This window comes from Streptomyces sp. NPDC029041 (assembly GCF_040637515.1).
Classification (GTDB): Bacteria; Actinomycetota; Actinomycetes; order Streptomycetales; family Streptomycetaceae; genus Streptomyces.
Window position 1 is genome coordinate 192026 of sequence record NZ_JBEZWO010000004.1, and the last position, 26502, is coordinate 218527.

Below are 26502 nucleotides of genomic sequence, written 5' to 3' on the forward strand. Positions count from 1 at the left end.
CGAAGCCCGGCCGCAACCCATCGCTGTCGCGAAGGGCGTCCCCATCCGCGTCCCCATCCGTGCCGGCACGGATCGGACGGCACGGCCGGTTCGCCCCCGCGCTCTTACAGCCCTGTGACCCCGGCGATCACTTCGGCCGCCGCCCGGCCGCAGACGCGGGCCGCGCCGTGGGTGGCGATGTGCAGGGCGCCGCGCGGGGCGGCCTGAGGGACGCCCATCTCGACGACGACGGTGTCGGGGCGGGCCGCCAGCAGGGTGTCGAGGGCGGAGGCCATCCAGGGGTGGCGGTGTTCGTCGCGGACGACCGCGACGATGCGGCGCGGGCCGGCCGCCTCCAGTGCCGCCCGGCCGGCGCTCTCGCCGGCCGCGCTCTCCGGGCCGTCCCCTGCAGAGAAACTGCCCGTCACCGTGCCCGGCAGGAGGTGCGCGAGCTCCGCGGCGATGCCCCACGGGGTCTCGTCGCCCACCGCGATGTTGGCCACGGGGGTGAGCGCGGCGACGTAGGGCGGTTCCGTGAGGGGCTCGAAGGTGTCGGGACTGCCGAGGCCGGGTGCGGCGGTCACGGTGAGGGCACGGCGGGCGGCGTGCAGGCCGATCCCGGTGCCGGCGGTGTTCGCGGCCGGGTGAGCCGACGTGCCCGCCCAGCGAGCCAGTGCGCGTACGCGGTCGGCGGCCTCGGCGAGGCGGTCCTCCGGGAGTTCACCCGCCCGCACGGCTCCGACGAGGGCGTCCCGGAGGCGCAGCACGGTCGCGTCGTCGGCGAGGCCGCCGCCCACGCAGATCGCGTCGGCGCCCGCGGCGACGGCGAGGACGCTGCCGCGTTCGATGCCGTAGGTGCCGGCGATGGCCTGCATCTCCATGCCATCGGTGACGATGAGCCCGTCGTAGCCGAGCTCCTCGCGGAGCAGGTCGGTGAGGATGCGGCGGGAGAGGGTGGCCGGGCGGTCGGGGTCCAGCGCGGGGACCAGGATGTGGGCGCTCATGACGGCCCGGGTTCCGGCGGCGATGGCGGCACGGAAGGGGCTCAGTTCGCGCTCGGCGAGCACCTCGGCGCGGACATCGATGCGGGGCAGGGCGTGGTGGGAGTCGACGGCGGTGTCGCCGTGGCCCGGGAAGTGCTTGGTGCAGGCGGCGACCCCGGCGGACTGCAGACCGGTGACGTAGGCGGCGGTGTGCCGGGCGGCGAGTTCGGTGTCGGCGCCGAAGGAGCGCACACCGATGACCGGGTTGCGCGGGTCGGAGTTGACGTCGGCGGAGGGGGCCCAGTTGAGGTTGACGCCGCAGGCGGCGAGGCGCCGGCCCAGTTCGTGGGCGACCTGCTGGGTCAGTTCCACGTCGTCGACCGCGCCGAGGGCGTGGTTGCCCGGGACGGAGGATCCGCTGCGCACCTCCAGGCGGGTCACGTCACCGCCCTCCTCGTCGATCGCGACGAGGACGTCGTCACGCTCGGCCCGCAGCTGGGCGGTCAGGGCGGCCAGTTGGTCCGGCGAGGCGATGTTGCGGCCGAACAGTCCGACGGAGGCGAGGCCCTCGCCGAGCCGGCGCAGCAGCCAGTCGGGGGCGGTGGTGCCGGTGAAGCCGGGCTGGAGGACCGTCAGGGCATCGCGGGTGAGCGTGTCGGTGCCGTCGGCGAGTGTCGTCATCGGGTGAGGTCATCCCTTCACTGCGCCCGCGGTCAGGCCCGCGGCCATCTTGCGCTGGACGAGGAGGAAGAGGGCGACGATCGGCACGGCCATCATCGTGGCGCCGGCCATCATCGGGGCGTATTCGGTGCCGTGTTTGGTGGTGAAGTTGCCGAGCCAGACGGTCGCGGTCTGGTTCTTCTGGCTGAGGAGCATCAGGGCGTACAGGTACTCGTTCCAGGCCTGGATGAAACCGTAGACCGAGGTGGCGACCATGCCGGGGGCCAGGAGCGGGAAGACGACCCGGAGGAAGGCGCCGGTGCGCGAGCAGCCGTCGACCATGGCCGCCTCCTCCAGTTCCTTCGGGATGTTGACGATGAAGCCGCGCAGCGTCCACACCGTGAAGGGGAGGATGAAGGTCAGGTACGTGATGATGAGGCCGGTGAGCCGGTCGTACTGGCCCAGGTCGTTGAGCAGCAGGAACACCGGAATGATCATGGCGACCAGCGGCACCATCTGGACCGCGAGGATGCCCACGATCACGATCTTGCGGCCGCGGAAGGCGAACCGGGAGATGGCGAGCGCGGCCAGCAGTCCGACGGCCATGCCGATGACGACCACGGCCAGCGACACGACCATGCTGCGGCCCACCGGGCCCCAGAAGTCGGCGATGTCCAGCGCCCGGCCGAAGTTGTCCAGGGTGAAGCCCGTCGGCAGCAGGCTGGGATCCGGGTCGATGGCGTCCTTGGCGGGTTTGAACGCGGTGTTGAGCATCCAGTAGAGCGGGAAGCCCGCGATGAGGAAGACCAGGAGACCGAGGAGGTTCCAGCCGAGCCGCGGGTTCCTGCGGCGGCGGGCTCCGGCGAGCGTGCTCATTCGACCTCTCCGATCTTCAGCATCTGCCGCATGTAGACGGCGACCACGCCGAGCAGCAGCAGGACGGTGACCAGCGCGATGGCCGAGCCCTGGCCGTAGTCGTTGACCACGAACGCCCGGTCGTAGGAGTAGGTGTTGAGGACCTGGAACTCCGGCTCGGGGTGGCCGCCCCGCATGACGAACACCTGGGGGAAGACGCCCATGTCCCAGATGACCGACAGGGTCGTGAGCATCACGATGATCGGCTTGAGGACGGGCAGGGTGACGAACCGGAACACGCCCCAGGAGCCGGCGCCGTCCAGCCGGGCCGCCTCCTCCAGCTCCTTCGGGACCTGGGTGAGACCGGCACTGAGGGTGATGACCACGAACGGCACGGCTCCCCAGATCACCAGCAGCATGATCACGGCCAGCCCCTGGGGGCCGCTCGCGAACCAGTTGTGGCCGACCATGTCGACGCCGGGCAGCTTGCTGAGCAGCGCGTTGAAGACGCCGTAGTCCGAGTCGAAGAGCCACTTGAAGACGGTGGTCGCCACGATCACCGGCATGCCCCAGCTCGCCACCAGCACGATGTTGATGAGCATCTTCAGCCAGCCGGAGACCCGCTGGAGCAGCAGGGCGAGCGCCATGCCGATCACCATGGTGAAGACGACGGCGCCGGCCGCGAAGACGATGGTGCGCACGACGACGGCCCAGAACTCGCCGTCGCCCAGCACCTTGGCGAAGTTGTCGAACCCGACCGTCTCGGCCGGCTGGAAGCCCCACAGCTGGGACTGCCCGAACTTCTGGAAGGACAGGGTGACCAGGCGGGCCAGCGGATAGCCCATGACCAGGGCGAGGATCAGCAGGCAGGGCGCGAGCAGCAGCCAGGGGACCGAGGCCCCGCCCGGCGTGCGCTGTCCGCGGGGCCGCCGGTTTTCCAGGGGCGGCGGTGGTGGCTGCCGCGGTGGCGGCACCTTGGCGGTGGTGGTGGTCTCTGCGGCACTCATCGCGCGCTCCTTGACGATCCCTCAGGCCGTACGAGATGCAGGGCCCCGTCGAGGACTGCGGGGAGGCGACGGGGCCCTGCGCTCAGGTCACTTGGTGTTGATGACCTTGTCGATCGCGGCGTCCGCCTCCTTGGCGGCGGCCTCGACGGACTTCTTGCCGGTGCCGATGTTCTGCAGCATGGTCTGCAGGACCTGGGCCTTCTCGACCTGGCCCCAGCCGGGCGCCATCGGGACGAACCAGCTGGACTCGGCCGCGGTGGCGGGGACGGCCGTCTTCGGGTCGTTCTTGAGCGTCGCGAGGTCGGTCTTGTTGTTGGGCAGGTTGCCCTTGGCCATCAGGCCCTTCTGGCCGGAGGAGCCGGTGAACGCGTTGATCCACTCGGCGGCCAGGGCCTGCGCGTCGGACTTCACCGGCACGGCGAGGTCGGAGCCGCCCAGGAAGACGGGCATGTTCTTGCCGGACGGGCCGGGCATCACGAAGTTCTCGAGGTTGCCCTTCAGCTTGCCGGTCTTGTCGTTCTTCGGGTCCTCGGCGGTGGCGCCCTCCCACGCGGCGGCGAAGATCATGGCGGACTTGCCCTGGCCGTAGACGATGTAGCGGTCGGACTCGTCCTTGGTCTTGTCGCCGTGCATGTAGGAGTCGACGACGTTCTTGAACTCCTTCAGGCCCTTGAGGGACTCGGGCGAGGAGAGGGATGCCTTCCACTGGCCGCCCGACTCGGTGGCGATGGCGCCGCCGGCGTCGTAGACGAAGGACATGGCCGCGTACCAGTCGCGGGTGGGCTGGTACCAGGCGCTGAACTTGTCGCCCTGCTTCTTCTGGATCTTGTCCAGGGCGGCGGTCAGCTCCTTGTACGTCTTCGGCGCCGACTTCACCCCGACGGACGCCGCCACGTCCTTGCGCCAGTTGGCGACGCGACCGCCGGCGTAGTACGGGACGCCGTAGGTCTTGCCGTCGTAGGTGACCGAGGCCTTGAGGCCGTCCAGCCAGGCGTCGGAGTTGTCGAACGTGGCCGCGTCGAGGGGGGCGAAGGCGCCCTTGACCATGTAGCCGAGCATCTCGGTGTTGCCCATCTCGACCACGTCCGGGGCCTTGTCCGTGGCGAGGACGGCGTCGAGCTTGGCGTTCTTGTCGGGCCAGCCGTAGTACTCGTGATTGATCTTGAGGCCGGGGTGCTTCTTCTGCACCGCGGCGTCGGCGGCCTTCACCAGTGCGGGCCAGTTGTTCTGGGCGTCGACGGTGAGCCAGACGGTCAGCTCCTTGGCGTCCGCGCCCTTGTCGGAGTCCCCGCCGCCTTCGCCCCCGCATGCCGCGATGGAGACCATCATGCCCGCGATACCGATCGCGGCTGTCAGCTTGCGCTTCACGCCACCCTCCTCAGGGATCCCACAACCCCCCTGGCTCCCCGCAGTGAACGTGGGGCCGGGCCTGGACCAATGGTGTAGACCAGTACCGGGGAGCTTGGACCAGACCAGAAGGCCTGTCAAGGGCCTCGATACGGCCCTGACCAGCCGTTATGCGACCTACATATGCAGGAACCTTTAAGTAAGAAGGCAGCGAAAATCCGCGCGGGACGCGGCATACTGCGGGTAGACCACAGGGAATGGTGGACTAGACCAAAAGAGACGCCGACGGTATACAAGTGGGATCGTGTCGGCAGACCGGGCCGGGAAGGCGGAGCATGAGCACCGACGTCAGCAGTGCGGAGAACGAGAACGGGGTGCCCGTCCGTACCGCGCGCGTGCCCAAGTACTACCGCCTGAAGAAACACCTGCTCGACATGACGGAGACCCAGGCCCCCGGCACGCCGGTCCCGCCCGAGCGCACCCTGGCGGCGGAGTTCGACACCTCGCGCACGACCGTGCGCCAGGCGCTGCAGGAACTGGTCGTCGAGGGCCGGCTGGAGCGCATCCAGGGCAAGGGCACCTTCGTCGCCAAGCCGAAGGTCTCGCAGGCGCTGCAACTGACCTCGTACACCGAGGACATGCGCGCCCAGGGCCTCGAACCCACCTCGCAGCTGCTGGACATCGGCTACATCACCGCCGACGACCGCCTGGCCGGACTGCTCGACATCACACCCGGCGGACGCGTGCTGCGCATCGAGCGGCTGCGCATGGCCAACGGCGAGCCGATGGCGATCGAGACCACCCACCTGAGCGCGAAGCGCTTCCCGGCGCTGCGGCGCTCCCTGGTGAAGTACACGTCCCTGTACACGGCGCTGGCCGAGGTCTACGACGTCCGGCTCGCGGAGGCCGAGGAGACCATCGAGACGTCGCTGGCGACCCCGCGCGAGGCCGGTCTGCTGGGCACCGACGTCGGGCTGCCGATGCTGATGCTCTCCCGGCACTCGCTGGACCGGGACGGCCGGCCGGTGGAGTGGGTGCGGTCGGTCTACCGCGGGGACCGGTACAAGTTCGTGGCCCGCCTGAAGCGGCCTGCCGAGTGACCGCGCCGCAGGGCTTCCGTCGCTGCTGACGCCTGGTTTCGGTTGGGTACCGCATTGCGGACGAGGGGTTCCGTTCCCGCCTCACCCTGACCTAGATTGCCTGCGCCGCAAGTGATCACCAAGGGGACGGAGCCGCCTGATGTCGCAAGCCCCACAAGCCAGCAGAGGGCCGGTGGTGACGCCCGTGCGCGTCGTCATCGCGGTCTGCCTCATAGCGCCCTTCGTGGCCATGCTGTGGGTCGGCTCGTACGCCAAGACCGACCCGGCCTTCATCGGGATCCCGTTCTTCTACTGGTACCAGATGGCCTGGGTGCTGATCTCCACCGCTCTGACGATGATCGCCTACAAGCTCTGGCAGCGTGACCAGCGCGCCCGCTCGGCCGCGAAGGGCGGTGCGTCGCAGTGAAGGACGGCGTGAACGGCGTCGCGCTCGGCGTCTTCATCTTCTTCTTCCTGGCCGTCACGGTCATGGGCTTCCTGGCCGCGCGCTGGCGCAAGGCCGAGAACGAGCACAGCCTCGACGAATGGGGCCTGGGCGGACGGTCGTTCGGCACCTGGATCACCTGGTTCCTGCTCGGCGGCGACCTGTACACGGCGTACACCTTCGTCGCCGTGCCGGCGGCGATCTACGCGGCGGGCGCGGCCGGCTTCTTCGCGGTGCCGTACACGATCCTGGTGTACCCGCTGATCTTCACCTTCCTCCCGCGCCTGTGGTCGGTGTCCCACAAGCACGGCTACGTCACGACCTCCGACTTCGTGCGCGGCCGCTTCGGCTCGAAGGGCCTGTCGCTGGCGGTGGCGCTCACCGGCATCCTGGCGACGATGCCCTACATCGCGCTCCAACTGGTCGGCATCCAGGCCGTGCTGGACGTGATGGGCGTCGGCGGCGGCGAGAACACCAACTGGTTCATCAAGGACCTGCCGCTGCTGATCGCGTTCGGCGTGCTGGCGGCGTACACGTACTCCTCGGGTCTGCGGGCCCCCGCGCTCATCGCGTTCGTGAAGGACACGCTGATCTACATCGTCATCGCGGTGGCGATCATCTACATCCCCATCAAGCTGGGCGGCTTCGACGAGATCTTCGCCAAGGCCGGAGAGGCGTACGGCCAGACCAACCCGGCGACGGGCGCGCCGCGCGGTGCGCTGACACCGGCCGAGCCGGGCCAGTGGACGTACGCCACGCTGGCGCTGGGCTCCGCCCTCGCGCTCTTCATGTACCCGCACTCGATCACGGCGACGCTGTCCTCGAAGAGCCGTGAGGTGATCCGCCGCAACACCACGATCCTGCCGCTGTACTCGCTGATGCTGGGTCTGCTGGCGCTGCTCGGCTTCATGGCGATCGCGGCCGGCATCAAGGTGCAGAACGGGCAGCTGGCGATCCCGCAGCTGTTCGAGACGATGTTCCCGGACTGGTTCGCGGGTGTGGCGTTCGCGGCGATCGGCATCGGCGCGCTGGTGCCGGCGGCCATCATGTCCATCGCGGCCGCGAACCTCTTCACCCGCAACATCTACAAGGACTTCATCAAGCCGGACGCCACTCCGGCGCAGGAGACCAAGGTCTCCAAGCTGGTCTCCCTGCTGGTGAAGGTCGGCGCCCTGGCCTTCGTCCTCACCATGGACAAGACGGTCGCCATCAACTTCCAGCTGCTGGGCGGCATCTGGATCCTGCAGACCTTCCCGGCCCTGGTCGGCGGCCTGTTCACGCGCTGGTTCCACCGCTGGGCGCTGCTCGCGGGCTGGGCGGTCGGCATGATCTACGGCACGGTCGCGGCGTACGGCGTGGCCTCCCCGACGCAAAAGCACTTCGGCGGCTCCGCGAAGGAGATCCCGGGCATCGGGGAGATCGGCTACATCGGCCTCACGGCGTTCGTGCTGAACGTGGTGGTGACGGTGGTCCTGACCTTCGTCCTGAAGGCCCTGAAGGCCCCCGACGGCATCGACGAGACCAAGCCGGAGGACTACACGGCGGACGCGGGCGACCCCGGCGTCCAGGTGGAACTCCCGCCCGCCACCGCCGGTTCGGCTCACTGACCCCAGGGGCGCGGGGCCGTATCACTCATGCGGCTCCGCCGCGTGGGCGCGAACAACCACACAACACCCGCAGCGGGCCGCCGAGATCACACCAACGGCGGCCCGCCGTCGTACACACGCACGCCCCGCCCGAGCGTGACCGGAACCCCTTCGCGGCACTGACGGAGATCACTCTTCTCACCTGCCAGCTGACGCTCTGAAACCGTCGCGACACAACATCTGGGGGTGCCGCCCGAACCCGGCACAAGATGTATGCTCATGCTCGCTGCCGCCGCAGGGGAATCCGGTGCGAATCCGGAACTGTCCCGCAACGGTGTACCCATGCCCATATAGGCGTATGGGCGTCAGTCCGAGGACCTGCCGACAGCGCGCCCGGCCACCCGGCCGGTGTGCCCTGACGTCCGGGCCTCGTGGAATGGGCCGGTGGACGCGACGCCGCGTGCGCTCGTGTGCTGCCCCCTGCCCTCGACGAGGCCCCCGTGCCGAGCGAGGGAGAGCCCCACGTGACCATCGCGCCAGCCGAACCGGTCTCAGCCGCCGAAGAAGAGCACGACGCCCCCGGTGCCGCGCTGCTGCGGACCCTGACCGAGCTGACCGCCGACCTCCCCGACGCCGATCCCGGCCGGGTCGCCGCCGCCGCGTTGCGCGGCCGCTCCGCGCGGGCGGACGAGCGGGAGTTGCGGGAGCTGGCGACGGAGGCCGCGGCCGGTCTGATCTCCGAGGACCCCGCCTACTCCCGGCTGGCCGCCCGGCTGCTGACCATCGGCATCCGTGAAGAGGCCGCCTCGCAGGGCGTCACGTCCTTCACCGAGTCCGTCGCGGTCGGCCACCGCGAGGGCCTCATCGCCGACCGCACCGCCGAGTTCGTACGCGTCCACGCCGCCCGTCTCGACGCGCTGATCGACCGGGCGGCCGACGACCGCTTCGGATACTTCGGCCTGCGCACGCTGCACAGCCGCTACCTGCTGCGTCACCCGCACACCCGCAAGGTCGTCGAGACGCCCCAGCACTTCATGCTGCGGGTGGCGAGCGGCCTCGCCGAGGACGACACCACGCGCGCACTGGACGAGGTCGCGGCGCTCTACGGGCTCATGAGCCGCCTCGACTACCTCCCCTCCTCCCCCACCCTGTTCAACTCCGGCACCCGGCACCCCCAGATGTCGTCCTGCTACCTGCTCGACTCCCCCAAGGACGAGCTGGACTCCATCTACGACCGGTACCACCAGGTGGCCCGGCTGTCGAAGCACGCCGGCGGCATCGGACTCGCGTACTCCCGCATCCGCGCCCGCGGTTCGCTGATCCGCGGCACCAACGGCCACTCCAACGGCATCGTCCCGTTCCTGAAGACCCTGGACGCCTCGGTGGCCGCCGTGAACCAGGGCGGCCGGCGCAAGGGCGCGGCGGCGGTCTACCTGGAGACCTGGCACTCCGACATCGAGGAGTTCCTGGAGCTGCGCGACAACACCGGTGAGGACGCCCGCCGTACGCACAACCTGAACCTCGCGCACTGGGTGCCGGACGAGTTCATGCGGCGCGTGAACGCCGATGCCCAGTGGTCGCTGTTCTCCCCCTCGGACGTGCCCGAGCTGGTCGACCTGTGGGGCGCGGAGTTCGACACCGCCTACCGGGCGGCCGAGGCGAAGGGCCTGGCGAAGAAGACCCTGCCCGCCCGCGAGCTGTACGGCCGCATGATGCGCACCCTGGCGCAGACCGGCAACGGCTGGATGACCTTCAAGGACGCCGCCAACCGCACCGCCAACCAGACGGCCGAGCCCGGCCACGTCGTGCACTCCTCCAACCTCTGCACGGAGATCCTGGAGGTCACCGACGACGGTGAGACGGCGGTCTGCAACCTGGGCTCGGTGAACCTCGGCGCGTTCGTGACCGGCGGGGACATCGACTGGGAGCGCCTGGACGAGACCGTCCGCACGGCCGTCACGTTCCTCGACCGGGTCGTGGACATCAACTTCTATCCGACCGAGCAGGCGGGCCGCTCCAACGCCCGCTGGCGTCCGGTCGGCCTCGGCGCGATGGGTCTGCAGGACGTCTTCTTCCGGCTGCGCCTGCCCTTCGACTCGCCCGAGGCCAAGGCCCTGTCCACCCGTATCGCCGAGCGCATCATGCTCGCCGCCTACGAGGCCTCCGCCGACCTCGCCGAGCGCAACGGCCCCCTTCCGGCCTGGGCGAAGACCCGTACGGCCCGGGGCGTGCTGCACCCCGACCACTACGACACCGAGCCGGCCTGGCCGGAGCGCTGGGCGGCCCTGCGCGAGCGCGTCGCCACGACCGGCCTGCGCAACTCGCTGCTCCTGGCCATCGCGCCCACGGCCACCATCGCCTCCATCGCGGGCGTGTACGAGTGCATCGAGCCGCAGGTGTCCAACCTCTTCAAGCGCGAGACGCTGTCGGGCGAGTTCCTCCAGGTCAACTCCTACCTGGTGGACGAGCTGAAGCGGCTCGGCGTGTGGGACGCCCGCAGCCGTGAGGCCCTGCGCGAGGCCAACGGCTCGGTGCAGGACTTCGCCTGGATCCCCGAGGACGTGCGCGCCCTCTACCGCACGGCGTGGGAGATCCCGCAGCGCGGTCTGATCGACATGGCGGCGGCCAGGACTCCGTACCTGGACCAGTCCCAGTCGCTGAACCTCTTCCTGGAGACGCCGACCATCGGCAAGCTCTCCTCGATGTACGCCTACGCCTGGAAGTCCGGGCTGAAGACGACGTACTACCTGCGCTCGCGCCCGGCGACCCGCATCGCCCGTGCCGCGAAGGCCAGCGTCCCCGTGCAGGCCACCCCCGATCCCGAAGCGGTCGCCTGCTCCCTGGAAAACCCCGAGTCCTGCGAGGCCTGCCAGTAATGACCAGCCAGAACCTGCTCGACCCCGGCTTCGAGCTGACTCTCCGCCCCATGCGCTACCCGGACTTCTACGAGCGCTACCGGGACGCCATCAAGAACACCTGGACCGTGGAGGAGGTCGACCTCCACTCCGACGTCGCCGATCTCGCCAAGCTGTCACCGGCGGAGCAGCACCTGATCGGCCGGCTGGTCGCCTTCTTCGCGACGGGCGACTCGATCGTCGCGAACAACCTGGTGCTGACGCTGTACAAGCACATCAACTCGCCCGAGGCGCGGCTGTACCTGAGCCGACAGCTCTTCGAGGAGGCCGTGCACGTCCAGTTCTATCTGACGCTGCTGGACACCTACCTGCCCGACCCGGAGGACCGTGCCGCCGCCTTCGCGGCCGTGGAGAACATCCCGTCCATCCGCGAGAAGGCCGGGTTCTGCTTCAAGTGGATCAACGAGGTCGAGAAGCTGGAGCGCCTGGAGTCCCAGGCGGACCGCCGCCGCTTCCTGCTCAACCTGATCTGCTTCGCCGCGTGCATCGAGGGCCTGTTCTTCTACGGCGCCTTCGCGTACGTCTACTGGTTCCGCAGCCGGGGCCTGCTGCACGGCCTGGCCACCGGCACCAACTGGGTGTTCCGCGACGAGACGATGCACATGTCCTTCGCCTTCGACGTGGTCGACACCGTCCGCAAGGAGGAGCCGGAGCTGTTCGACGACCGGCTCCAGCAGGAGGTGACGGACATGCTCCGGGAGGCCGTCGAGGCCGAGCTGCAGTTCGCGCGCGACCTGTGCGGTGACGGTCTCCCGGGCATGAACACCGAGTCGATGCGGCAGTACCTGGAGTGCGTGGCGGACCAGCGGCTGACCCGCCTCGGCTTCGCTCCGGTGTACGGCTCCGAGAACCCCTTCTCCTTCATGGAGCTCCAGGGGGTTCAGGAGCTGACCAACTTCTTCGAGCGGCGTCCCTCGGCGTACCAGGTGGCGGTGGAGGGCACCGTCGACCTGGACGAGGACTTCTGAGCCGGCACCTCTTCGCGGGCCTCCTGGGCCTCCCGGATCTGACGGTCGATGCGCCTCTCGCGCACCAGGCCGATCACGGACGGGAGGATCAGGAGGACCAGGATCCCGAAGGTGGCGGTCAGTCCGATCAGTGCTTCTACCTGGTTGCTGTTCATGGACACCACTGTCGCGCTGATTACTCCTTACCGTCAGTGGCAGTACTGCCGTAGACCCTCGAATTACTGCCAACGGCGAGGCACACTGGACGCATGCTGCAGAACGTGGCCGTCGCCCTCCTCGACGGCGTGAACCCCTTCGAACTGGGTGTGGTGTGCGAGGTCTTCGGCACCGACCGGAGCGACGAGGGCCTGCCGGTGTACGACTTCGCCGTCGCCTCGGCCGAGGGTCCGGTGCTGCGGATGAACTCGGGCTTCTCGCTCCAGGCCGAGCACGGCCTGGAGCGGCTGGAGACGGCCGACCTGATCGCCGTGCCGGCCGGGCAGAGCTACGCGCACCGGGACTTCCCGCCGGAACTGCTGGACGCCCTGCGCCGCGCGGTCGACCGCGGCGCCCGGGTGCTGAGCGTCTGCTCCGGCGTCTTCGTGCTGGCCGCGGCGGGGCTGCTGGACGGCCGGCGCTGTGCCACGCACTGGAAGCACGCCCAGGACCTGGCCCGGCAGTACCCACGCGTGGTCGTGGAGCAGGACATGCTCTACGTCGACGAGGACCCCGTGATCACGTCCGCCGGCACGGCCGCCGGGATCGACGCCTGCCTCCACCTGGTGCGCAAGGAGCAGGGCACCGAGGTCGCCAACAAGATCGCCCGGCGGATGGTGGTGCCGCCGCACCGCGACGGCGGCCAGGCCCAGTACATCGAGCGCCCGCTGCCGCTCCCCGAGGCCGACACCATCGGCGAGGTGCTGGCGTGGATGGAGCGGCACCTCGACGAGGAGGTCACCGTCGAGCAGCTGGCCGCCCGCGCCCACATGTCCCCGCGGACCTTCGCCCGCCGCTTCCAGCAGGAGACGGGCACGACTCCCTACCGCTGGATCCTGCGCCAGCGCGTGTTGCTGGCCCAGCGGCTGCTGGAGGCGACGGACGAGACCATGGACGCGATCGCCGGCCGAACGGGGTTCGGCAACGCGGCCACGCTGCGCCACCACTTCGTCCGGGTGATCGGGACCACCCCGAACGCCTACCGGCGCACCTTCAGAGGCCCCGAAGCGGCCTGAAGCACGGCCCTCTCACCGTGCGACCGGCCGTACCCGCAGGTCGTGCGGCCGGAGCGTGATCCCCACCCGCGCTTCGTCCTTGGACCCCGCCACCTGCTCGAAGCGGTACCTGGTGGCCAGCGCCGCCGTGATCAGCGTCAGCATGGCCATCGAGAAGTGGTCGCTCGGGCACTTGCGGTTGCCGACACTGAAGGGGCTCATGGCGTGCTTCGGGATGTCCTTGACCCGGTCCGGAAGCCAGCGGTCCGGATCGAACTCCAGGTTGCGCTCGTACGACCTCGGGTCGCGCTGGATCGCGAAGGGGCTGTAGATGATGTCCGCCCCGGACGGAATACGGTATCCACCGAGTTCCGTGTCCCGCACCGCCCGGCGCGTAAGAACCCAGACGGCCGGTCTCAAACGTATGCACTCGACCACGACATTGTTGGTGTGCCTGAGTCCTCGGATGTCTGCGAATGCCACCGGCTTCCCACCGGTGACGGCTTCGACTTCGTCGCGCACCCGGTCGGCGTGTTCGGGATGCTCCGCGAGCATATGCAACAGCCACATGATCGTGGAGGCGATGGTTTCGCTGCCGGGGGTGAGGATCGCGACGACCTGATCGTGGATCTCCTGTTCCCCGATCGGCTCGCCATTGTCATCCTTGGCCTCCAGCAATGCCGTCAGCAAATCGTCCGGCTTTTGACCGGATGCCCGGCGCTCGGCGACGATCTCGTCGACCAGGAGATGCAAATCGGCCAATGCCCGGTTGAATTCCCGGTTGGCCGGAAGCGGCAGGTTGTAGAGCGGACCGAGCGGGACCACCATCCGCCGGTACATCCCCCGGAAGACGGTGGCGAGGGCGACGCACAGCCGCTCGGCCCGCTCGTCCATGTACTCGCCGCGCAGCAGGCAACGGGCCGCGACCCGCACGGCCACCCGGAAGGACTCGGAGGTGCAGTCGATCGTCTCGCCGGGCTTCCAGCGCTCGGTGAGCGCGTGGGCCTCCTCCTCCATGATCGGGCCGTAGGCCGGGATGGCGTCGAGCCGGAAGGCGGGCTGGATGGTGCGCCGCTGACGCCGGTGGCGCGGGCCGTTCGCCGTGGCCACGCCCTCCTTGCCGAGCAGGCCCTCCAGGGACTCCCACAGCGGCCCGGCGATGATGAAGTCGTTGCTCAGCGCCAGGGCACCGGTCAGGGCCGGCGTGGTGACCGCGTACACCGTCTTGGGCCCGAGCTTGAGCCGCACGACGTCGCCGTCGTCGCGCAGCCGGGACATGAACGCCAGCGGGTCGCGCGCGAGCTTCCAGCCGTGCCCGAGGACCGGGACACCACCGCCCGCCCGGGGCGGCTCCCGCAGCTCCACGGCCGGCGGGGTTTCGGGCTTCACGGACTCGACGGTCATTTCTCACCTGCCGCTTCGTTGTTGACGTACGGGGGCGTGGACCGGTCGTCCCAGCTGTCGACCATGTACCGGCCGGACTCGTGGTGGAACCAGTAGACGGAACTGAACCAGTTCCGCATATTGCTCAGGCAGGCCCGCACGGCGGCGCTCAGTTCCTTGCCCCGTACGGTTCCGTCGGCGAGGTCGTCGGCGAACCGTAAGGCTTCCTGTTCGACGTCGAGAAAATCGGTGATGCTTCTCTCGACACGGCGCCTGACTTCCGCGACAGACTGTTCCAGAGTCAGCCCTTCATGGGTGATGAGACTGATTCCGAGATTGTGCACCTCATCGCCCGCTATCTCTTTCGGAAGCGAGCACAGATCGTTGTACCACGCGGCGAATTCCTGACTCAGTAACGCCGCCTTCCGGAACGCCGGGTGCTTACGTACGGCGTCGGGGAGTTCACAGCCCGCAGCCGATTCCAGCAGGTCCGTCCATATCCAGTGTGCGAAGGTGAGCCGGCGCAGCCGAAGGTATTCCTCGACCGTCGGAACGATTCCCTGCGTGCGATTGTGGAACTCCCGGTCGTACGCGTCGATCACCGCGTGGAAGTGCCGGGCGAACCGGAGGTTCCACGTCTGGGGCAGGAAGGCGTACAGCCGCAGCACGCTGTCCGCGAACCCGGCGACCAGTGGGTCCTCGTGGTGCAGATGCTCCCGGGGGGAGTCGAGGGCCGAGTGCAGCCGGTCCCGCAGCAGCCGCCAGGCCGCGGGCCGCCCGTGCACGATGTCGCGGTCGTGACGGTCGTCCCAGACGAAGAACCACGCGCTGTAATCGGCGATCGCCTGCATGACCTCGTCCGGGGCGCCGATGTAGTACCCCGCCATGAGGTCGGTGTAGCAAAGGCCGTCGGCATATTCCTCCACCTTGTCCGCCGGCATGAGCCGCTTTTCGAGCAGCCAGGCCCGGGTCTTCTCCTGGCACTTCGGCCAATACGGGTGGAGTCGCCGGGGAAACTCCGCCTCGATCACCGGGAGAGAGAGCGACGGTGGAACTGCGATCGTGGCCGGTGTCCATGTGGTGCCGTGTGACAAAGCATGCACGAACTAACCCCTCTCAGCCGCCAGTTGGCGCGGGCGCCCCTCCCTTCGTGCCGGGCGTGCGCCGTTGCATACCCCGCTCATCCCATTCAGCACTACAACTGACCGGTCTGGGAACGTATTTGCTTCATTCACCACCCCACACCGCCGGGAATCTCCCGTTGTGTGACTTCCCGCGGATCTACGAGGGAGCGGCAGCGGTCGAACATGTGACGGGCAGGCGAACGGCACAGAGGAACGGCGCCTGTTCGGGGCGGAACCCGAGCAGACGCCGTGCGGCTGGTGAGGCCGGGGTCTCAGTCGTTGGCCACCACGGGGTAGCGAGGCTCGTTCTCGGCCATCTGGCGCAGGGCGTCCTTGCGCTCGCGCTTGGAGAGCCGGTCGATGTACAGGTAGCCGTACAGGTGGTCGGTCTCGTGCTGCAAACACCGAGCGAAGTATCCGGTGCCGCGCACCCGGATCGGGTTGCCCTTCTCGTCCTGCCCGGTCACCTCGGCGTAGTCGGGCCGGGCGAGCGGGGCGTACGCGGTGGGCACCGACAGACAGCCCTCGTTGCTGTCGTCCAGGCGGCGCTTCTCGGCGGGCAGTTCGACGAGCTTGGGGTTGCAGACGACACCGGTGTGCCGGACACCCTCGTCGTCGGGGCAGTCGTAGACGAAGACCTTCGCGTCGACGCCGATCTGGTTGGCGGCCAGGCCCACGCCCTCGGCGGTGCGCTGGCTGGCGAACATGTCCGCGACGAGCTGCTGGAACTCCTCGCCGAAGTCGGTGACGTCCTTGCATTCCTTGTGCAGCACCGGGTTCCCGACCACCGTGATCGGCCGCGAGGTACCGCGCTCCCGCCAGGCCGCCTCGCGCTCCTCGCAGTCCTCCGTGTCGATCACGTACCCCTCGTCATCGACGGGGAGCACGCCCGCACGCTGCTGATCGGTGTCCTGCTGAGCCATGACGTTACGTACGCCTTCCTGAACAAATCCAAGCCGGGATGCAGATACAGGGTACGGGGAGGGCGCCCTGTCAGGGGCGCGGGGAACTGCGCGAACGACCATGACGGGCCCGCACCCGCACGACGGCCTAACAGACCTCTTCCAGATCCCGCCAGTCCCGGGAATCCGGACTGTCGGCGACCCACCCGTCCAGCAACCCCCGGACCAGCGAAGCCGGCGCAGCCAGCCCGCACTCCCGTTCCGGCACCCACAGCTGCCCGTCCGTCCGGTGCCCCAGCGGTCCGGGATGCCCCGGCTCACTGTGATCATGCGGGTCGAGGTGCTCACCGTCACCCTCGTCCGACGGCATACGGGACTCGGAACACATCCGGCACAGCAACCGCACGGAAGAAGACCAGTCCTCCGCGGCGAACCCCGCGTCCGCCGCGAGCTGCTCCAGCGCGTCCCGGTCCGACTCGGTCGCCGCCTCCAGCAGCACCACCCAGGTCGGCACCGGCGAGGGCGCCCACAGCTCGATCTCGTCGAACACCGGGTAGGTGTGCCCGGCGGCAGTCGTCCGCTCCCCGTGCGGCACGCCGTCGTGCAGGACGACCTCGCCCCAGCGCCGCCCCGACGACGGCAGCGGAATGGACAGCACCTCGATCCGCGCGGGATCCAGCCGCCGCCCCCACACGACCTCGGCCTCCCCCTCCGGGGACAGCCGTACGGCCGCGCTGCCGAGGTCCATGCCGAGGGGCTCACCGGAGTCGTTGGCCGCCCCCGGCACCCGCAGCCCGTAGGCCTGCCAGGCACGCCGGGCCAGCGGCCAGTCCTGCAGCGCGGTCGCGGCGATGCCGACGTTCCACCAGTCGGGCGCGCCGGTGTCCCGGTCGAGCAGTGCCACGGCCCTGAGGCCGGCCGCCCGCGCCTGCTCCCAGTCGTGCCGGAATTTGTGCAGCAGCGCGAGGTTGAACCAGGACTCGGACAGCCAGGGCTCCAGATCGGCGGCACGTGTCAGCAGTGCGCCTGCGTCCTCGTACCGGCCGTCGCCGATGAGGGTGAACGCCCGGTCCGTGGCCTGCCGCCAGGAGGCGGAGGGCCGGTGCCGTCCCTTGCCGAAGATCCTCACGATTCCCGCCTGCCAGTTCCGTGCGGTGGGCTGGCCGTAGCTGTGTTTCGAGCCCCCGGACACCTTCTCCTTGGCATCCAACCACGTGCGGCCTCGAGGGCGCTCATTACCCATGGGTTACCCAGCCACGGACAGGGTCAGACTGCTTCTTGCCAGTACGCGAGCCAGTGATGCCACCACCTCCGGGGCGTACGTCCCGGCGGTGGCGAGCCGGAGTTCCTCCAGCGCCTTCAGCGGCCCGCCCGGCCCTCCTTCCCGGGACTTCTCCTCGTACGCGTTCACGGCCCGGACGATTCGCGCGGCGAGCGGCTGCTCGGCGTAGGGGTCGGCCTGCCGCTCCACGACCACGGCCACCGCCTCGTCGACGCCCGTCTGCCGTACGACGGCCCCGCCGAGCAGGGCGATCCGCCGCTGCTCCGCGGCCGGCAGCGCGGCGGTGGCGCCGGCCGGCACCGGGTCGACCAGGCTCAGCTGCCCGATGTCGTGCATGAGCGCGGCGTACTCCAGCACGGCCAGCTCGGGCTCGGTCAGCCCCAGGTCACGCCCCACCGCCTTGCTGACCGCTGCGACCCGCCGGGCGTGGCCGCAGGGGGTGTATCCGGCGACCTCGGTGGCCCGGGCGAGGGAGGCGATGGTCTGCCGGTAGGTCGCCCGGACCGCGGCGTAGCGACGGAACGACATCTGGGCGAGCAGCAGCGGCACGGAGAAGACGGGCAGCGCCCACAGCCCCACGACGGCGACCGCCAGCGCCATCACCGCCCCGGTGGCGATGACGGCGGACCCGATGCCGCACACGGCCCGCAGCTCGTCCCGCAGCACCGGCCCGAAGGGCCAGCCGGTGCGGGTGTGGGCCACGGCGGCGGCGAGCACCGCGTCGCACAGCGCGGTCAGGCAGAGCAGCCCGAGCAGCAGCAGGGCGTAGGCGGGGCCGCCCCAGTCGTCGAACATGCCCCGGTTGTACGGGGGCTGGAAGCACAGGGCGACGAAGCCGACGGTGAGCACGCGGCGCGCCAGGTGGTCGAGTGTGGGCCCCTGTCCGCGCGCGACGTGCGGGACGCTGCCGAGCAGCGAGGCGGCGAGCACCACGGCGACGACCTGGGTGGGGCCGTGGTGGGTGGCCCGTCCGCCGGCTTCGCCGAGGAGGGCGTAGGACAGGGCCGCGGCGGCTCCGAGCGGTGCCGGTTCCCGGACCCGCGCGCCGTTGCGGCGGGTCAGCTCGCCCACCGTGACGAGGACGCCGAAAGCGAGCGCGACCCGGCGTTCCTCGAGACCGTCGTAGAGGGTGACGGAGAGGGAGCCGGCGGCGAGGAGGGCGGCGCAGGCGTGGACGAGGGTGAGGAGCGGGGGCGTCCGGCAGGCGCTCACCGGTGTGCCCCCGGGCGGCTGGACAGGGGTGCGCCGGGCGGGGGCACCCGGCGTGGGCGGGCCTCCTCGTCGTCGGCGGTCACCGCGGGGTGCCACCCCGTCCGCCCGACAGCTTCTACGAGAGCGGTGACCATCACCGGGTCGAACTGGCTGCCCGCACACCGCTCCAGCTCCGCCAGGGCCACGTCGACAGGCCGGGCCCTGCTGTAACTGCGGGTGGAGGTCATGGCGTCGAAGGCGTCCGCGACCGCCACGACCCGGGCCGACTCGGGGATCTGACGGCCCACCAGGCCGTAGGGGTAGCCGCTGCCGTCCAGCCGCTCGTGGTGGTGCAGTACGGCGGCGCGGGCCTCGCCCAGGAAGCCGATGCCGCGCACCATCTCGTGCCCGTACTCGGGGTGCAGCTCGATCACCCGCCGCTCCTCGGGCGTCAGCGGCCCGTCCTTCCTGAGCAGCCGGGTGGGCACGCCGAGTTTGCCCACGTCGTGCAGGATCCCGGCGAAGCGGAGCACCTCGACGCGCTCGTCGGCCATGCCCAGCTCGCGCGCGATCATCATGGAGGCCTGCCCGACCCGCTCGCTGTGCCCGCGGGTGTACCCGTCCTTGATGTCGACGGCCTGCACCAGCGCCCGGATGGTCGCCTGGTGGGCGGCGTGTTCCCGGTGGTACTGGGCGAACGCCCACCACGAGACGCACATGGGCAGCAGCACGAGCAGCGCGGCCACGGGCCCGTAGGGACTGCGCCACAGAACGGCCATCATCAGCCCGGCGAGGCCGTGCACGGCGATCGGCGCGAGCGAGCGCGCCACCAGTCCGCGCCAGGCCCGCCGCACCGGCACCCGTTCCGCCACGGCCAGGATCCCGCCGTCGAGCAGCGCGAGCACCAGGCAGAACGCCAGCACGGCCGCCCCGGCGGGCCCGAGGGCGTACGGGACGTCGCCCGCGGCGACCGCGTCCGGCCCGCCGAGCAGCCGGTGCGTCCCGGCCGCGGCCCCCACTCCGAGGACGAGCCGGGCGGCCCGCCAGACGCGTCGCAGCGCCACGGGCCGCCGGCCGACCGGTGAGAGCAGCGCGCCGGGCAGGGCCACCAGCGCCGCGGCGGGCGGCGGCAACAGGAAGGCACCGGCGAGCAGCACCGGGTAGAACGTCCCGGCGGGGTGGGAGATCCCCACGAACCGGGACCGGGCGATGCGCTCGCATCCGGCGTACAGCACGGCGAGCAGGACGACCGCCCACCAGGTGGTGCGGGCGCCCGGCTGCGGCAGCAGGCAGAACAGCGCGGCCAGGGCGACACAGGCGATGTAGACACGTGCCCGTGCCGGTACCGCTTCCATGAGCCCCTCCCCCGGCCAGGTCCGTCAGGGCGCGAGCCTAGGGCGGCGGCAGGGGGGTCCACGGGCCGATCACCCGGGGATTAGCACGTTCGAGTGACGTGTTCGAGGGTGACTACCCGCGCGGATGTGGGGTAGTTGAAAGAAGCAGGAGTGTCAGGACTCCCGCGGCGTGGCGGGGGAGGCCGTGACGTCCTGCTCGGGGACGGTCTGGCCGGAGCGGATCAGCTCGATCCGCCCCATGACCTTGTCCCGCAGGTCGCCCGGCACGTCGTCGTGCCCGCAGCAGCGCTTGACGAGCTTCTTCACGGCCTGCTCGAGCCCGTACTTCTCGAGGCAGGGCGAGCACTCCTCGAAGTGGTGCTCGAACTTCACGCAGTCCGAGTCCGGCATCTCACGGTCGAGGAACTCGTAGAGATGATCGAGGATTTCGCTGCAATCCGTCTCGTGCGGCTCTCCGCAGCTCATGACCCCGAGCCTTTCGCTTCGTTCGACTCTCCGGCACCGGCCGGCACCATCCCGCGGTCACGGGCGTAGTCCTCCAGCATGCCGCGCAGCTGACGGCGGCCCCGGTGCAGCCGGGACATCACCGTACCGATGGGTGTCCCCATGATGTCGGCGATCTCCTTGTAGGCAAACCCCTCGACGTCCGCCAGGTACACGGCGATGCGGAACTCCTCGGGGATCGCCTGGAGCGCCTCCTTCACGTCCGAGTCGGGCAGGTGGTCGAGCGCCTGCGACTCCGCGGAGCGCAGACCCGTCGACATGTGCGACTCGGCACGGGCGAGCTGCCAGTCCTCGATCTCCTCGGCCGCGGAGCGCTGAGGTTCACGCTGCTTCTTGCGGTAGGAGTTGATGAAGGTGTTGGTGAGGATCCGGTACAGCCACGCCTTGAGGTTGGTGCCCTCGCGGAACTGGTGGAAGGACGCGTACGCCTTGGCGTACGTCTCCTGCACCAGGTCCTCGGCATCGGCCGGGTTGCGTGTCATGCGCAGCGCGGCCGAGTACATCTGGTCGAGGAACTCGAGCGCGTCCCGCTCGAAGCGCGCACTGCGCTCCGCGGCCGTCTCCGCGCCCGCGCCGCCCTGGCCCTCGGGCTGCTCCGCCTGGCCGTGTTCGGTCCCTGCGTCGGTCCCAGTGACCGGACCCACCTCCTCGAGTGTTCTCGTGAGACCGAGACCGGCCTCACCCGAATCGGAGGATAGACGACGATCCGGTCCGCCCGCCGCCCCGAAAGAGGCGGTCTTGGCCGCGTGCAGCACCGTCCAGTCCAGGTCGGCGCGGCTGCTGCGGGTCGAATCGGATTCTGCCGGGCGCAGCCCGTCCACGGGGTGGTGGCGGGTGACGGGCGGGCAGATGGTCGAACCCATGCGGCGGACTCCCTCTCCTACGACGTCGGTGCTGGTCTCCAGCACGTACGTCCCGCACAACAGCGACCGCCGCCCCGGCATTCCCGAAGCTTTACCCGAGTGACCCGGCCCACTCCACGACCGCGTCCGTGATGACCGCCATGGCCTCCTCCTGCGAGAGGTCCGCACGCTTCGGCACAGCGAAGCCGTGATCCCCGTACGGGACCTCCACGAGCTGGAATTCCCCGTCGGGGAACTCCTCCGGCTTTCCGAACGGGTCGTTCCCGCCCTGCACGACCAGCGTGGGCACCCCGGAGCCCAGCAACTCCTCGGCCCGGGACTTCTCCGGCTTGCCCGGCGGGTGGAGCGGGAAGCTCAGCGCCAGTACGGCGTGGGCGCCCAGCTCGGCGGCGGTACGGCAGGCCACCCGGGCCCCGGCACTGCGCCCGCCGGAGACGACCGGCAGTCCGGGCCTCGCCAGCGCGGGCCAGATGCCCCGCCAGCCGGTGTCCAGCGTCTTCGGCGCGGGGGCCAGCTTCTTCCCCGCCACCCGCCAGGGCTGCTCCACGCGGGCCACGGTCACGCCGTGGGCGGGCAGAGCCTCGGCCAGGGCCGTCAGGTCACGGGCCTCGATGCCGCCGCCCGCGCCGTGGCTGACGGCGAGGACCAGACGGGCCTTCCTCGCCGCGTGCCAGGTGATGCGGGCGGTTCCGGCGTCGGTCTCGACGGTCTCGGTGGTCGTGCCGGCCGTCTTCGTCACATGCGTCACGTCAGAAGAGTGTGCCCTCCTCGGGCCCTTCCAGCTCCTTCAGCAGTTCCGGCCCGTTGTTGCGGACGTTGCTGACGGCGGAGGCGACCGGATAGGCGCGCATCAGCCCGCCGGGCGGCGGGGCGAGCAGCTCGCGCAGCTCGTCGGAGTCCGTGCGGGACGGGTCGAGCCACGCGTCCCAGCGGTCGGGCGTCAGCATCAGCGGCATCCGGGGGTGGATCTCGGCGAGCGCCCGTGGCCCGTCGGCCGGGGACACCGCGAGCGGGCCGCGCTCGGCCTCCGTGGTGATGACCGAGCACGTCACCCACCAGGCCTGCGGGTGGTCGTCCGGCAGCGTCTTGTCACGCCAGAACTCGTACAGCCCGGCCATCGCGAAGACCGACCCGTCCGCCGGAGTCACGAAGTACGGCTGCTTGCGGGGCCGCTTCTTCTTGCCCTCGACCTCCAGCTCGCGCTCCTCGGTGCCGGTGACCCACTCGTAGTAGCCGTCGGCGGGCAGGATGCAGCGCCGGGAGGTGAAGGCGCGACGGTAGGACGGCTTCTCGTGGACGGTCTCCGCGCGGGCGTTGATCATCCGGGCGCCGCCCTCGGGGGTCTTCGACCAGGACGGCACCAGGCCCCACTTCAGCGTGCGCAGCTGCCGAACCGGCCGCGGGTCGTCCGCGTCCTTCAGAGGACGGTCCAGGACCGCGTAGACCTCCTTGGTGGGCGCCACGTTGTAGTCCGGCGCGAGGGTCTCCTCGGGCTCCCACTTCTCGATCTCGAAGATGCCTGCGAGATCCTCTGGCCTACGACTCGCTGAATACCGTCCGCACATACGTGCCACACTGCCAGATTCCGTCCGAGCACAGGGAGCCGACGCCACACATGCACAGCACCGCAACCGCCTCGCTCGCCTCCCTCTGGGACGAGGTCTCCGGTACGCAGCCCGACCCCGACCTGTGGGTGGTGATCGCGACCCTGGGCGCCGCGCTCGCCGTGGTGGTCCCCCACGGCCTGTGGCGCATCTCCCGCAACGCCATCACCATCGCCCACGAGGGCGGTCACGGGCTCGTGGCCCTGCTCACCGGCCGCACCCTCACCGGCATACGCCTGCACTCGGACACCAGCGGCCTGACCGTCAGCCGGGGCAAGCCCCACGGCCTCGGCATGATCCTCACCGCGGCCGCCGGTTACACCGCCCCGCCCCTGCTGGGCCTCGGCGGCGCGGCCCTGCTCGGCGCCGGCCGCATCACGCTCCTGCTGTGGCTGGCGACGGCCCTGCTGCTCGCCATGCTCGTGATGATCCGCAACGCCTACGGCGCCCTGACGATGCTCGTCACCGGCGGTCTGTTCGTGCTCGTGTCGTGGCTGGCCGGTCCCCAGGTCCAGGCGGCGTTCGCGTACGCCGTGGTGTGGTTCCTGCTGATCGGCGGAGTCCGCCCGGCCTTCGAGCTCCAGGCGAAGCGGGCCCGGGGCGGCGCCGGTGACTCGGACGCGGACCAGTTGTCGCGGCTGACGCACGTACCGGCGGGGCTGTGGTTCTTCCTGTTCCACGCGGTGTCGCTGTGCTCGCTGATCGGCGGAGGCCGCTGGCTGCTGGAGATGTGACGGCCTGCCCCGGGAGGCCGCGCTGCCGCCGCGACGTACGGCTCCCCCGCCCGGGCCCGACCGGCCCCACGGCACCGCACTCGAAGGACGGCCTGCTTATAAAGTGGGGCCATGGCCCCGAACACCGCAGACACCGCCCTCTGGCCCGCCCCGCACGCGAGCGGAGCCGTCGACGCGACGGTCCACGTGCCCGGGTCCAAGTCGGTCACCAACCGCGCCCTGGTCCTCGCCTCTCTCGCCTCCGAGCCCGGCTGGCTGCGCCGCCCCCTGCGCTCCCGCGACACCCTGCTGATGGCCGGGGCTCTGCGCGCGATGGGCATCGAGATCGAGGAAGGCGTGGGACCCGACGGCACGGGTGAGGCCTGGCGGGTGCTCCCCACGGGCCTGCGCGGCCCGGCCACGGTCGACGTCGGCAACGCCGGCACGGTGATGCGGTTCCTGCCGCCGGTGGCCGCGCTCGCCGACGGTCCCGTCCGCTTCGACGGCGACCCCCGTTCCTACGAGCGTCCCCTGACCGGCGTCATCGACGCGCTGCGTCAGCTCGGCGCCCGGATCGACGACGACGGCCGCGGTGCCCTGCCGTTGACCGTGCACGGCAGCGGCGCCCTGGACGGCGGCACGGTCGCCATCGACGCCTCCTCCTCGTCGCAGTTCGTGAGCGCCCTGCTGCTGTCAGGCCCGCGCTTCAACCAGGGCGTCGAGGTCCGCCACACCGGCGCCACGCTGCCCTCCATGCCGCACATCCGCATGACGGTCGACATGCTGCGCGCGGTCGGCGCCCAGGTGGACACGCCCGAGTCGGGCGGCGAGCCGAACGTCTGGCGGGTCTCGCCGGGTGCCCTGCTCGGCCGGGACCTGGTCATCGAGCCGGACCTGTCGAACGCCCAGCCGTTCCTGGCAGCGGCGCTGGTGACCGGCGGCAAGGTCGTCGTACCGGACTGGCCCTCCCGCACCACGCAGCCCGGTGACCGGCTGCGCGAGATCTTCACCGAGATGGGCGGCTCCTGCGAACTGACCGAGTACGGGCTGGTGTTCACCGGCTCCGGCTCGATCCACGGCATCGACGTCGACCTCGGCGAGGTCGGTGAACTGACGCCGGGCATCGCGGCGGTCGCGGCCCTCGCGGACTCCCCGTCGACCCTGCGCGGAGTGGCTCATCTGCGGCTGCACGAGACGGACCGGCTGGCCGCGCTGACCAAGGAGATCAACGAACTCGGCGGCGACGTCACGGAGACCGCCGACGGTCTGCACATCCGCCCGCGCCGGCTGCACGGCGGGATCTTCCACACCTACGACGACCACCGCATGGCCACGGCCGGCGCGATCATCGGACTGGCGGTGGAGGGCGTGCAGATCGAGAACGTGGCGACGACGGCCAAGACCCTGCCCGACTTCCCCGACCTGTGGACCGGGATGCTCGGGGCGTAGGACGCAGGGATCACGTCATGCGCCGCTACGGCAAGCACACCGACGAGGACGACATCCGCACCCGGCCGGGCCGCCGCAACACCCGGCCCCGGACGAACATCCGCCCCAAGCACGAGGACGCCGCCGAGGGGCTGGTCCTCACCGTCGACCGGGGCCGCCTGACCTGTCTGGTCGAGGACCGCATGGTCATGGCCATGAAGGCCCGCGAGCTGGGCCGCAAGGCGGCGGTGGTCGGCGACCGCGTGGCCCTGGTGGGCGATCTGACGGGCAAGAAGGACACCCTCGCGCGGATCGTGCGCATCGAGGCACGCACCTCGGTCCTGCGGCGCACCGCGGACGACGACGATCCGTTCGAGCGGGTGGTCGTCGCCAACGCCGACCAGCTGGCCGTCGTCACCGCCCTCGCCGACCCCGAGCCCCGTCCCCGGCTGATCGACCGCTGCCTGGTCGCGGCCTACGACGGTGGCCTGGATCCGCTGCTGGTGCTGACCAAGTCGGACCTCGCGCCGCCCGAGAAGCTGCTGGAGCTGTACGGCGACCTGGACATCCCCTACGTCGTGACGAGCCGGGCGGAACTGGAGAGCGGGGTCGCCGTCGCCCGGGTGCGCGAGCAGCTCGACGGAAAGATCACCGCGTTCGTCGGCCACTCCGGCGTCGGCAAGACGACCCTGGTGAACGCGCTGGTGCCCGAGGAGCAGCGGCGCTCGACCGGGCATGTGAACGCGGTGACGGGGCGCGGCCGGCACACCACCACCTCGGCGCTGGCGCTGCCGCTGTCGGGCGGCGACGGCTGGGTCGTGGACACCCCGGGCGTGCGGTCCTTCGGCCTCAACCACGTGGATCCGTCCCGGGTCATCCACGCCTTCCCCGACCTGGAGCCGGGCACCGGGGGCTGCCCGCGCGCGTGCAGCCACGACGAGCCGGACTGCGCCCTGGACGCGTGGGTGGCCGAGGGGCACGCGGATCCGGCGCGGCTGTACTCGCTGCGGCGGCTGCTGGCCACGCGTGAGCGCAAGGAAGGCGACTGACCTCCGCGTTGTTTGTCCTGGCGTGCGGGCGGTAAGTGCATAATCGCACCCAAGCCGGACGAGAGCCCGGCCAAGGCCTGACGGGCGCGC

At 70.5% G+C, this 26502-nt stretch carries 24 protein-coding genes and 1 riboswitch; of the genes, 9 read left to right on the forward strand and 15 right to left on the reverse strand.

The features are described 5' to 3' along the window. Positions 1 to 104: 104 nt before the first annotated feature. The 4 genes from AB0F04_RS11240 to AB0F04_RS11255 form a co-directional block, all read right to left on the reverse strand. The gene (locus AB0F04_RS11240; protein ID WP_362040076.1) at positions 105 to 1643 is read right to left on the reverse strand and encodes a glycoside hydrolase family 3 protein; all 1539 of its coding nucleotides are present in this window, start codon (positions 1641 to 1643) and stop codon (positions 105 to 107) included. A 9-nt stretch (positions 1644 to 1652) separates the two neighbouring features. Continuing rightward, positions 1653 to 2498 (reverse strand): carbohydrate ABC transporter permease, encoded by an 846-nt coding sequence (locus AB0F04_RS11245; RefSeq protein WP_362040078.1) that lies wholly within the window; start codon positions 2496 to 2498, stop codon positions 1653 to 1655. Continuing rightward, the gene (locus AB0F04_RS11250; protein ID WP_362040080.1) at positions 2495 to 3484 is read right to left on the reverse strand and encodes a sugar ABC transporter permease; all 990 of its coding nucleotides are present in this window, start codon (positions 3482 to 3484) and stop codon (positions 2495 to 2497) included. The genes AB0F04_RS11245 and AB0F04_RS11250 overlap by 4 nt, the downstream gene beginning before the upstream one ends. Positions 3485 to 3571: 87 nt before the next feature. Beyond that, the gene (locus tag AB0F04_RS11255) at positions 3572 to 4852 is read right to left on the reverse strand and encodes an extracellular solute-binding protein (RefSeq protein WP_362040082.1); all 1281 of its coding nucleotides are present in this window, start codon (positions 4850 to 4852) and stop codon (positions 3572 to 3574) included. A gap of 314 nt (positions 4853 to 5166) precedes the next feature. Between AB0F04_RS11255 and AB0F04_RS11260 the strand changes: the two genes are divergently transcribed. The 5 genes from AB0F04_RS11260 (at position 5167) to AB0F04_RS11280 (ending at position 11824) form a co-directional block, all read left to right on the forward strand. Further along, positions 5167 to 5931: a GntR family transcriptional regulator gene (locus AB0F04_RS11260; protein ID WP_053672402.1), complete on the forward strand. Its 765-nt coding sequence runs from the start codon at positions 5167 to 5169 to the stop codon at positions 5929 to 5931. Between the two features lie 139 nt (positions 5932 to 6070). Continuing rightward, positions 6071 to 6337 (forward strand): DUF3311 domain-containing protein, encoded by a 267-nt coding sequence (locus AB0F04_RS11265; RefSeq protein WP_199825692.1) that lies wholly within the window; start codon positions 6071 to 6073, stop codon positions 6335 to 6337. Continuing rightward, entirely contained in the window at positions 6334 to 7962 is a 1629-nt protein-coding gene (gene mctP / locus AB0F04_RS11270; protein WP_362040084.1) for a monocarboxylate uptake permease MctP, read from the forward strand. Before AB0F04_RS11265 ends, mctP begins: the two co-directional genes overlap by 4 nt. 245 nt (positions 7963 to 8207) lie before the next feature. Beyond that, positions 8208 to 8342, forward strand: a riboswitch (cobalamin riboswitch). 123 nt (positions 8343 to 8465) lie between these two features. Next, positions 8466 to 10817, forward strand: coding sequence for a ribonucleoside-diphosphate reductase subunit alpha (locus AB0F04_RS11275; protein ID WP_362040086.1), 2352 nt, complete (start codon positions 8466 to 8468; stop codon positions 10815 to 10817). After that, on the forward strand, positions 10817 to 11824 hold the full coding sequence (locus AB0F04_RS11280) for a ribonucleotide-diphosphate reductase subunit beta (RefSeq protein ID WP_362040089.1): 1008 nt from the start codon (positions 10817 to 10819) through the stop codon (positions 11822 to 11824). Before AB0F04_RS11275 ends, AB0F04_RS11280 begins: the two co-directional genes overlap by 1 nt. On the opposite strand, the gene AB0F04_RS11285 is transcribed toward AB0F04_RS11280, so the two are convergent. Beyond that, positions 11737 to 11979 carry a hypothetical protein gene (locus AB0F04_RS11285; RefSeq protein ID WP_199825691.1) on the reverse strand — a complete coding sequence of 81 codons (243 nt, stop codon included), beginning with the start codon at positions 11977 to 11979 and terminating at the stop codon, positions 11737 to 11739. The genes AB0F04_RS11280 and AB0F04_RS11285 overlap by 88 nt on opposite strands. Before the next feature lie 93 nt (positions 11980 to 12072). Here AB0F04_RS11285 and AB0F04_RS11290 point away from each other — a divergent pair, with 93 nt between their 5' ends. Beyond that, on the forward strand, positions 12073 to 13035 hold the full coding sequence (locus tag AB0F04_RS11290) for a helix-turn-helix domain-containing protein (protein ID WP_362040091.1): 963 nt from the start codon (positions 12073 to 12075) through the stop codon (positions 13033 to 13035). Positions 13036 to 13047: 12 nt separating this feature from the next. On the opposite strand, the gene AB0F04_RS11295 is transcribed toward AB0F04_RS11290, so the two are convergent. The 10 genes from AB0F04_RS11295 to AB0F04_RS11340 form a co-directional block, all read right to left on the reverse strand. Further along, positions 13048 to 14418, reverse strand: a complete 1371-nt coding sequence (locus tag AB0F04_RS11295) for a cytochrome P450 (RefSeq protein WP_362040093.1) — start codon at positions 14416 to 14418, stop codon at positions 13048 to 13050. Then, a complete protein-coding gene (gene cyc1 / locus AB0F04_RS11300; RefSeq protein WP_362040096.1) occupies positions 14415 to 15500 on the reverse strand; it encodes an epi-isozizaene synthase in 1086 nt (361 codons plus the stop codon). Before cyc1 ends, AB0F04_RS11295 begins: the two co-directional genes overlap by 4 nt. 293 nt (positions 15501 to 15793) lie before the next feature. Next, entirely contained in the window at positions 15794 to 16444 is a 651-nt protein-coding gene (gene def, locus AB0F04_RS11305) for a peptide deformylase (RefSeq protein ID WP_104784983.1), read from the reverse strand. A 127-nt stretch (positions 16445 to 16571) separates the two neighbouring features. Continuing rightward, positions 16572 to 17552: a hypothetical protein gene (locus tag AB0F04_RS11310; RefSeq protein ID WP_053672437.1), complete on the reverse strand. Its 981-nt coding sequence runs from the start codon at positions 17550 to 17552 to the stop codon at positions 16572 to 16574. A gap of 117 nt (positions 17553 to 17669) precedes the next feature. Further along, a complete protein-coding gene (locus tag AB0F04_RS11315) occupies positions 17670 to 18917 on the reverse strand; it encodes an HD domain-containing protein (RefSeq protein ID WP_362040098.1) in 1248 nt (415 codons plus the stop codon). Continuing rightward, positions 18914 to 20251 (reverse strand): HD domain-containing phosphohydrolase, encoded by a 1338-nt coding sequence (locus tag AB0F04_RS11320; RefSeq protein WP_362040100.1) that lies wholly within the window; start codon positions 20249 to 20251, stop codon positions 18914 to 18916. Before AB0F04_RS11320 ends, AB0F04_RS11315 begins: the two co-directional genes overlap by 4 nt. A gap of 153 nt (positions 20252 to 20404) precedes the next feature. Next, positions 20405 to 20716: a mycothiol system anti-sigma-R factor gene (gene rsrA, locus AB0F04_RS11325; protein ID WP_352098347.1), complete on the reverse strand. Its 312-nt coding sequence runs from the start codon at positions 20714 to 20716 to the stop codon at positions 20405 to 20407. After that, positions 20713 to 21399 carry an RNA polymerase sigma factor SigR gene (sigR, locus tag AB0F04_RS11330; protein WP_362040805.1) on the reverse strand — a complete coding sequence of 229 codons (687 nt, stop codon included), beginning with the start codon at positions 21397 to 21399 and terminating at the stop codon, positions 20713 to 20715. Before sigR ends, rsrA begins: the two co-directional genes overlap by 4 nt. Before the next feature lie 310 nt (positions 21400 to 21709). Further along, positions 21710 to 22357 (reverse strand): alpha/beta family hydrolase, encoded by a 648-nt coding sequence (locus AB0F04_RS11335; protein ID WP_362040807.1) that lies wholly within the window; start codon positions 22355 to 22357, stop codon positions 21710 to 21712. A 10-nt stretch (positions 22358 to 22367) separates the two neighbouring features. Further along, positions 22368 to 23183: an SOS response-associated peptidase gene (locus tag AB0F04_RS11340; RefSeq protein ID WP_362040102.1), complete on the reverse strand. Its 816-nt coding sequence runs from the start codon at positions 23181 to 23183 to the stop codon at positions 22368 to 22370. Positions 23184 to 23233: 50 nt separating this feature from the next. Between AB0F04_RS11340 and AB0F04_RS11345 the strand changes: the two genes are divergently transcribed. The 3 genes from AB0F04_RS11345 to rsgA all read left to right on the forward strand — a co-directional run bounded on the left by AB0F04_RS11345 (position 23234) and on the right by rsgA (position 26412). Next, a complete protein-coding gene (locus tag AB0F04_RS11345; RefSeq protein WP_362040104.1) occupies positions 23234 to 23956 on the forward strand; it encodes a M50 family metallopeptidase in 723 nt (240 codons plus the stop codon). 111 nt (positions 23957 to 24067) lie between these two features. Further along, positions 24068 to 25384, forward strand: a complete 1317-nt coding sequence (gene aroA / locus AB0F04_RS11350; protein WP_361941721.1) for a 3-phosphoshikimate 1-carboxyvinyltransferase — start codon at positions 24068 to 24070, stop codon at positions 25382 to 25384. 17 nt (positions 25385 to 25401) lie between these two features. Beyond that, positions 25402 to 26412, forward strand: a complete 1011-nt coding sequence (gene rsgA, locus AB0F04_RS11355) for a ribosome small subunit-dependent GTPase A (protein ID WP_362040106.1) — start codon at positions 25402 to 25404, stop codon at positions 26410 to 26412. Positions 26413 to 26502 lie beyond the last annotated feature (90 nt).

Coding starts and splice junctions, on each gene's coding strand:
- AB0F04_RS11240 (WP_362040076.1), bottom strand. CDS start 1,643: ATGACGACACTCGCCGACGGCACCGACACGCTCACCCGCGATGCCCTG.
- AB0F04_RS11245 (WP_362040078.1), bottom strand. CDS start 2,498: ATGAGCACGCTCGCCGGAGCCCGCCGCCGCAGGAACCCGCGGCTCGGC.
- AB0F04_RS11250 (WP_362040080.1), bottom strand. CDS start 3,484: ATGAGTGCCGCAGAGACCACCACCACCGCCAAGGTGCCGCCACCGCGG.
- AB0F04_RS11260 (WP_053672402.1), top strand. CDS start 5,167: ATGAGCACCGACGTCAGCAGTGCGGAGAACGAGAACGGGGTGCCCGTC.
- AB0F04_RS11265 (WP_199825692.1), top strand. CDS start 6,071: ATGTCGCAAGCCCCACAAGCCAGCAGAGGGCCGGTGGTGACGCCCGTG.
- AB0F04_RS11280 (WP_362040089.1), top strand. CDS start 10,817: ATGACCAGCCAGAACCTGCTCGACCCCGGCTTCGAGCTGACTCTCCGC.
- AB0F04_RS11285 (WP_199825691.1), bottom strand. CDS start 11,979: ATGAACAGCAACCAGGTAGAAGCACTGATCGGACTGACCGCCACCTTC.
- AB0F04_RS11290 (WP_362040091.1), top strand. CDS start 12,073: ATGCTGCAGAACGTGGCCGTCGCCCTCCTCGACGGCGTGAACCCCTTC.
- AB0F04_RS11295 (WP_362040093.1), bottom strand. CDS start 14,418: ATGACCGTCGAGTCCGTGAAGCCCGAAACCCCGCCGGCCGTGGAGCTG.
- def (WP_104784983.1), bottom strand. CDS start 16,444: ATGGCTCAGCAGGACACCGATCAGCAGCGTGCGGGCGTGCTCCCCGTC.
- AB0F04_RS11320 (WP_362040100.1), bottom strand. CDS start 20,251: ATGGAAGCGGTACCGGCACGGGCACGTGTCTACATCGCCTGTGTCGCC.
- rsrA (WP_352098347.1), bottom strand. CDS start 20,716: ATGAGCTGCGGAGAGCCGCACGAGACGGATTGCAGCGAAATCCTCGAT.
- AB0F04_RS11340 (WP_362040102.1), bottom strand. CDS start 23,183: ATGTGCGGACGGTATTCAGCGAGTCGTAGGCCAGAGGATCTCGCAGGC.
- AB0F04_RS11345 (WP_362040104.1), top strand. CDS start 23,234: ATGCACAGCACCGCAACCGCCTCGCTCGCCTCCCTCTGGGACGAGGTC.
- aroA (WP_361941721.1), top strand. CDS start 24,068: ATGGCCCCGAACACCGCAGACACCGCCCTCTGGCCCGCCCCGCACGCG.
- rsgA (WP_362040106.1), top strand. CDS start 25,402: ATGCGCCGCTACGGCAAGCACACCGACGAGGACGACATCCGCACCCGG.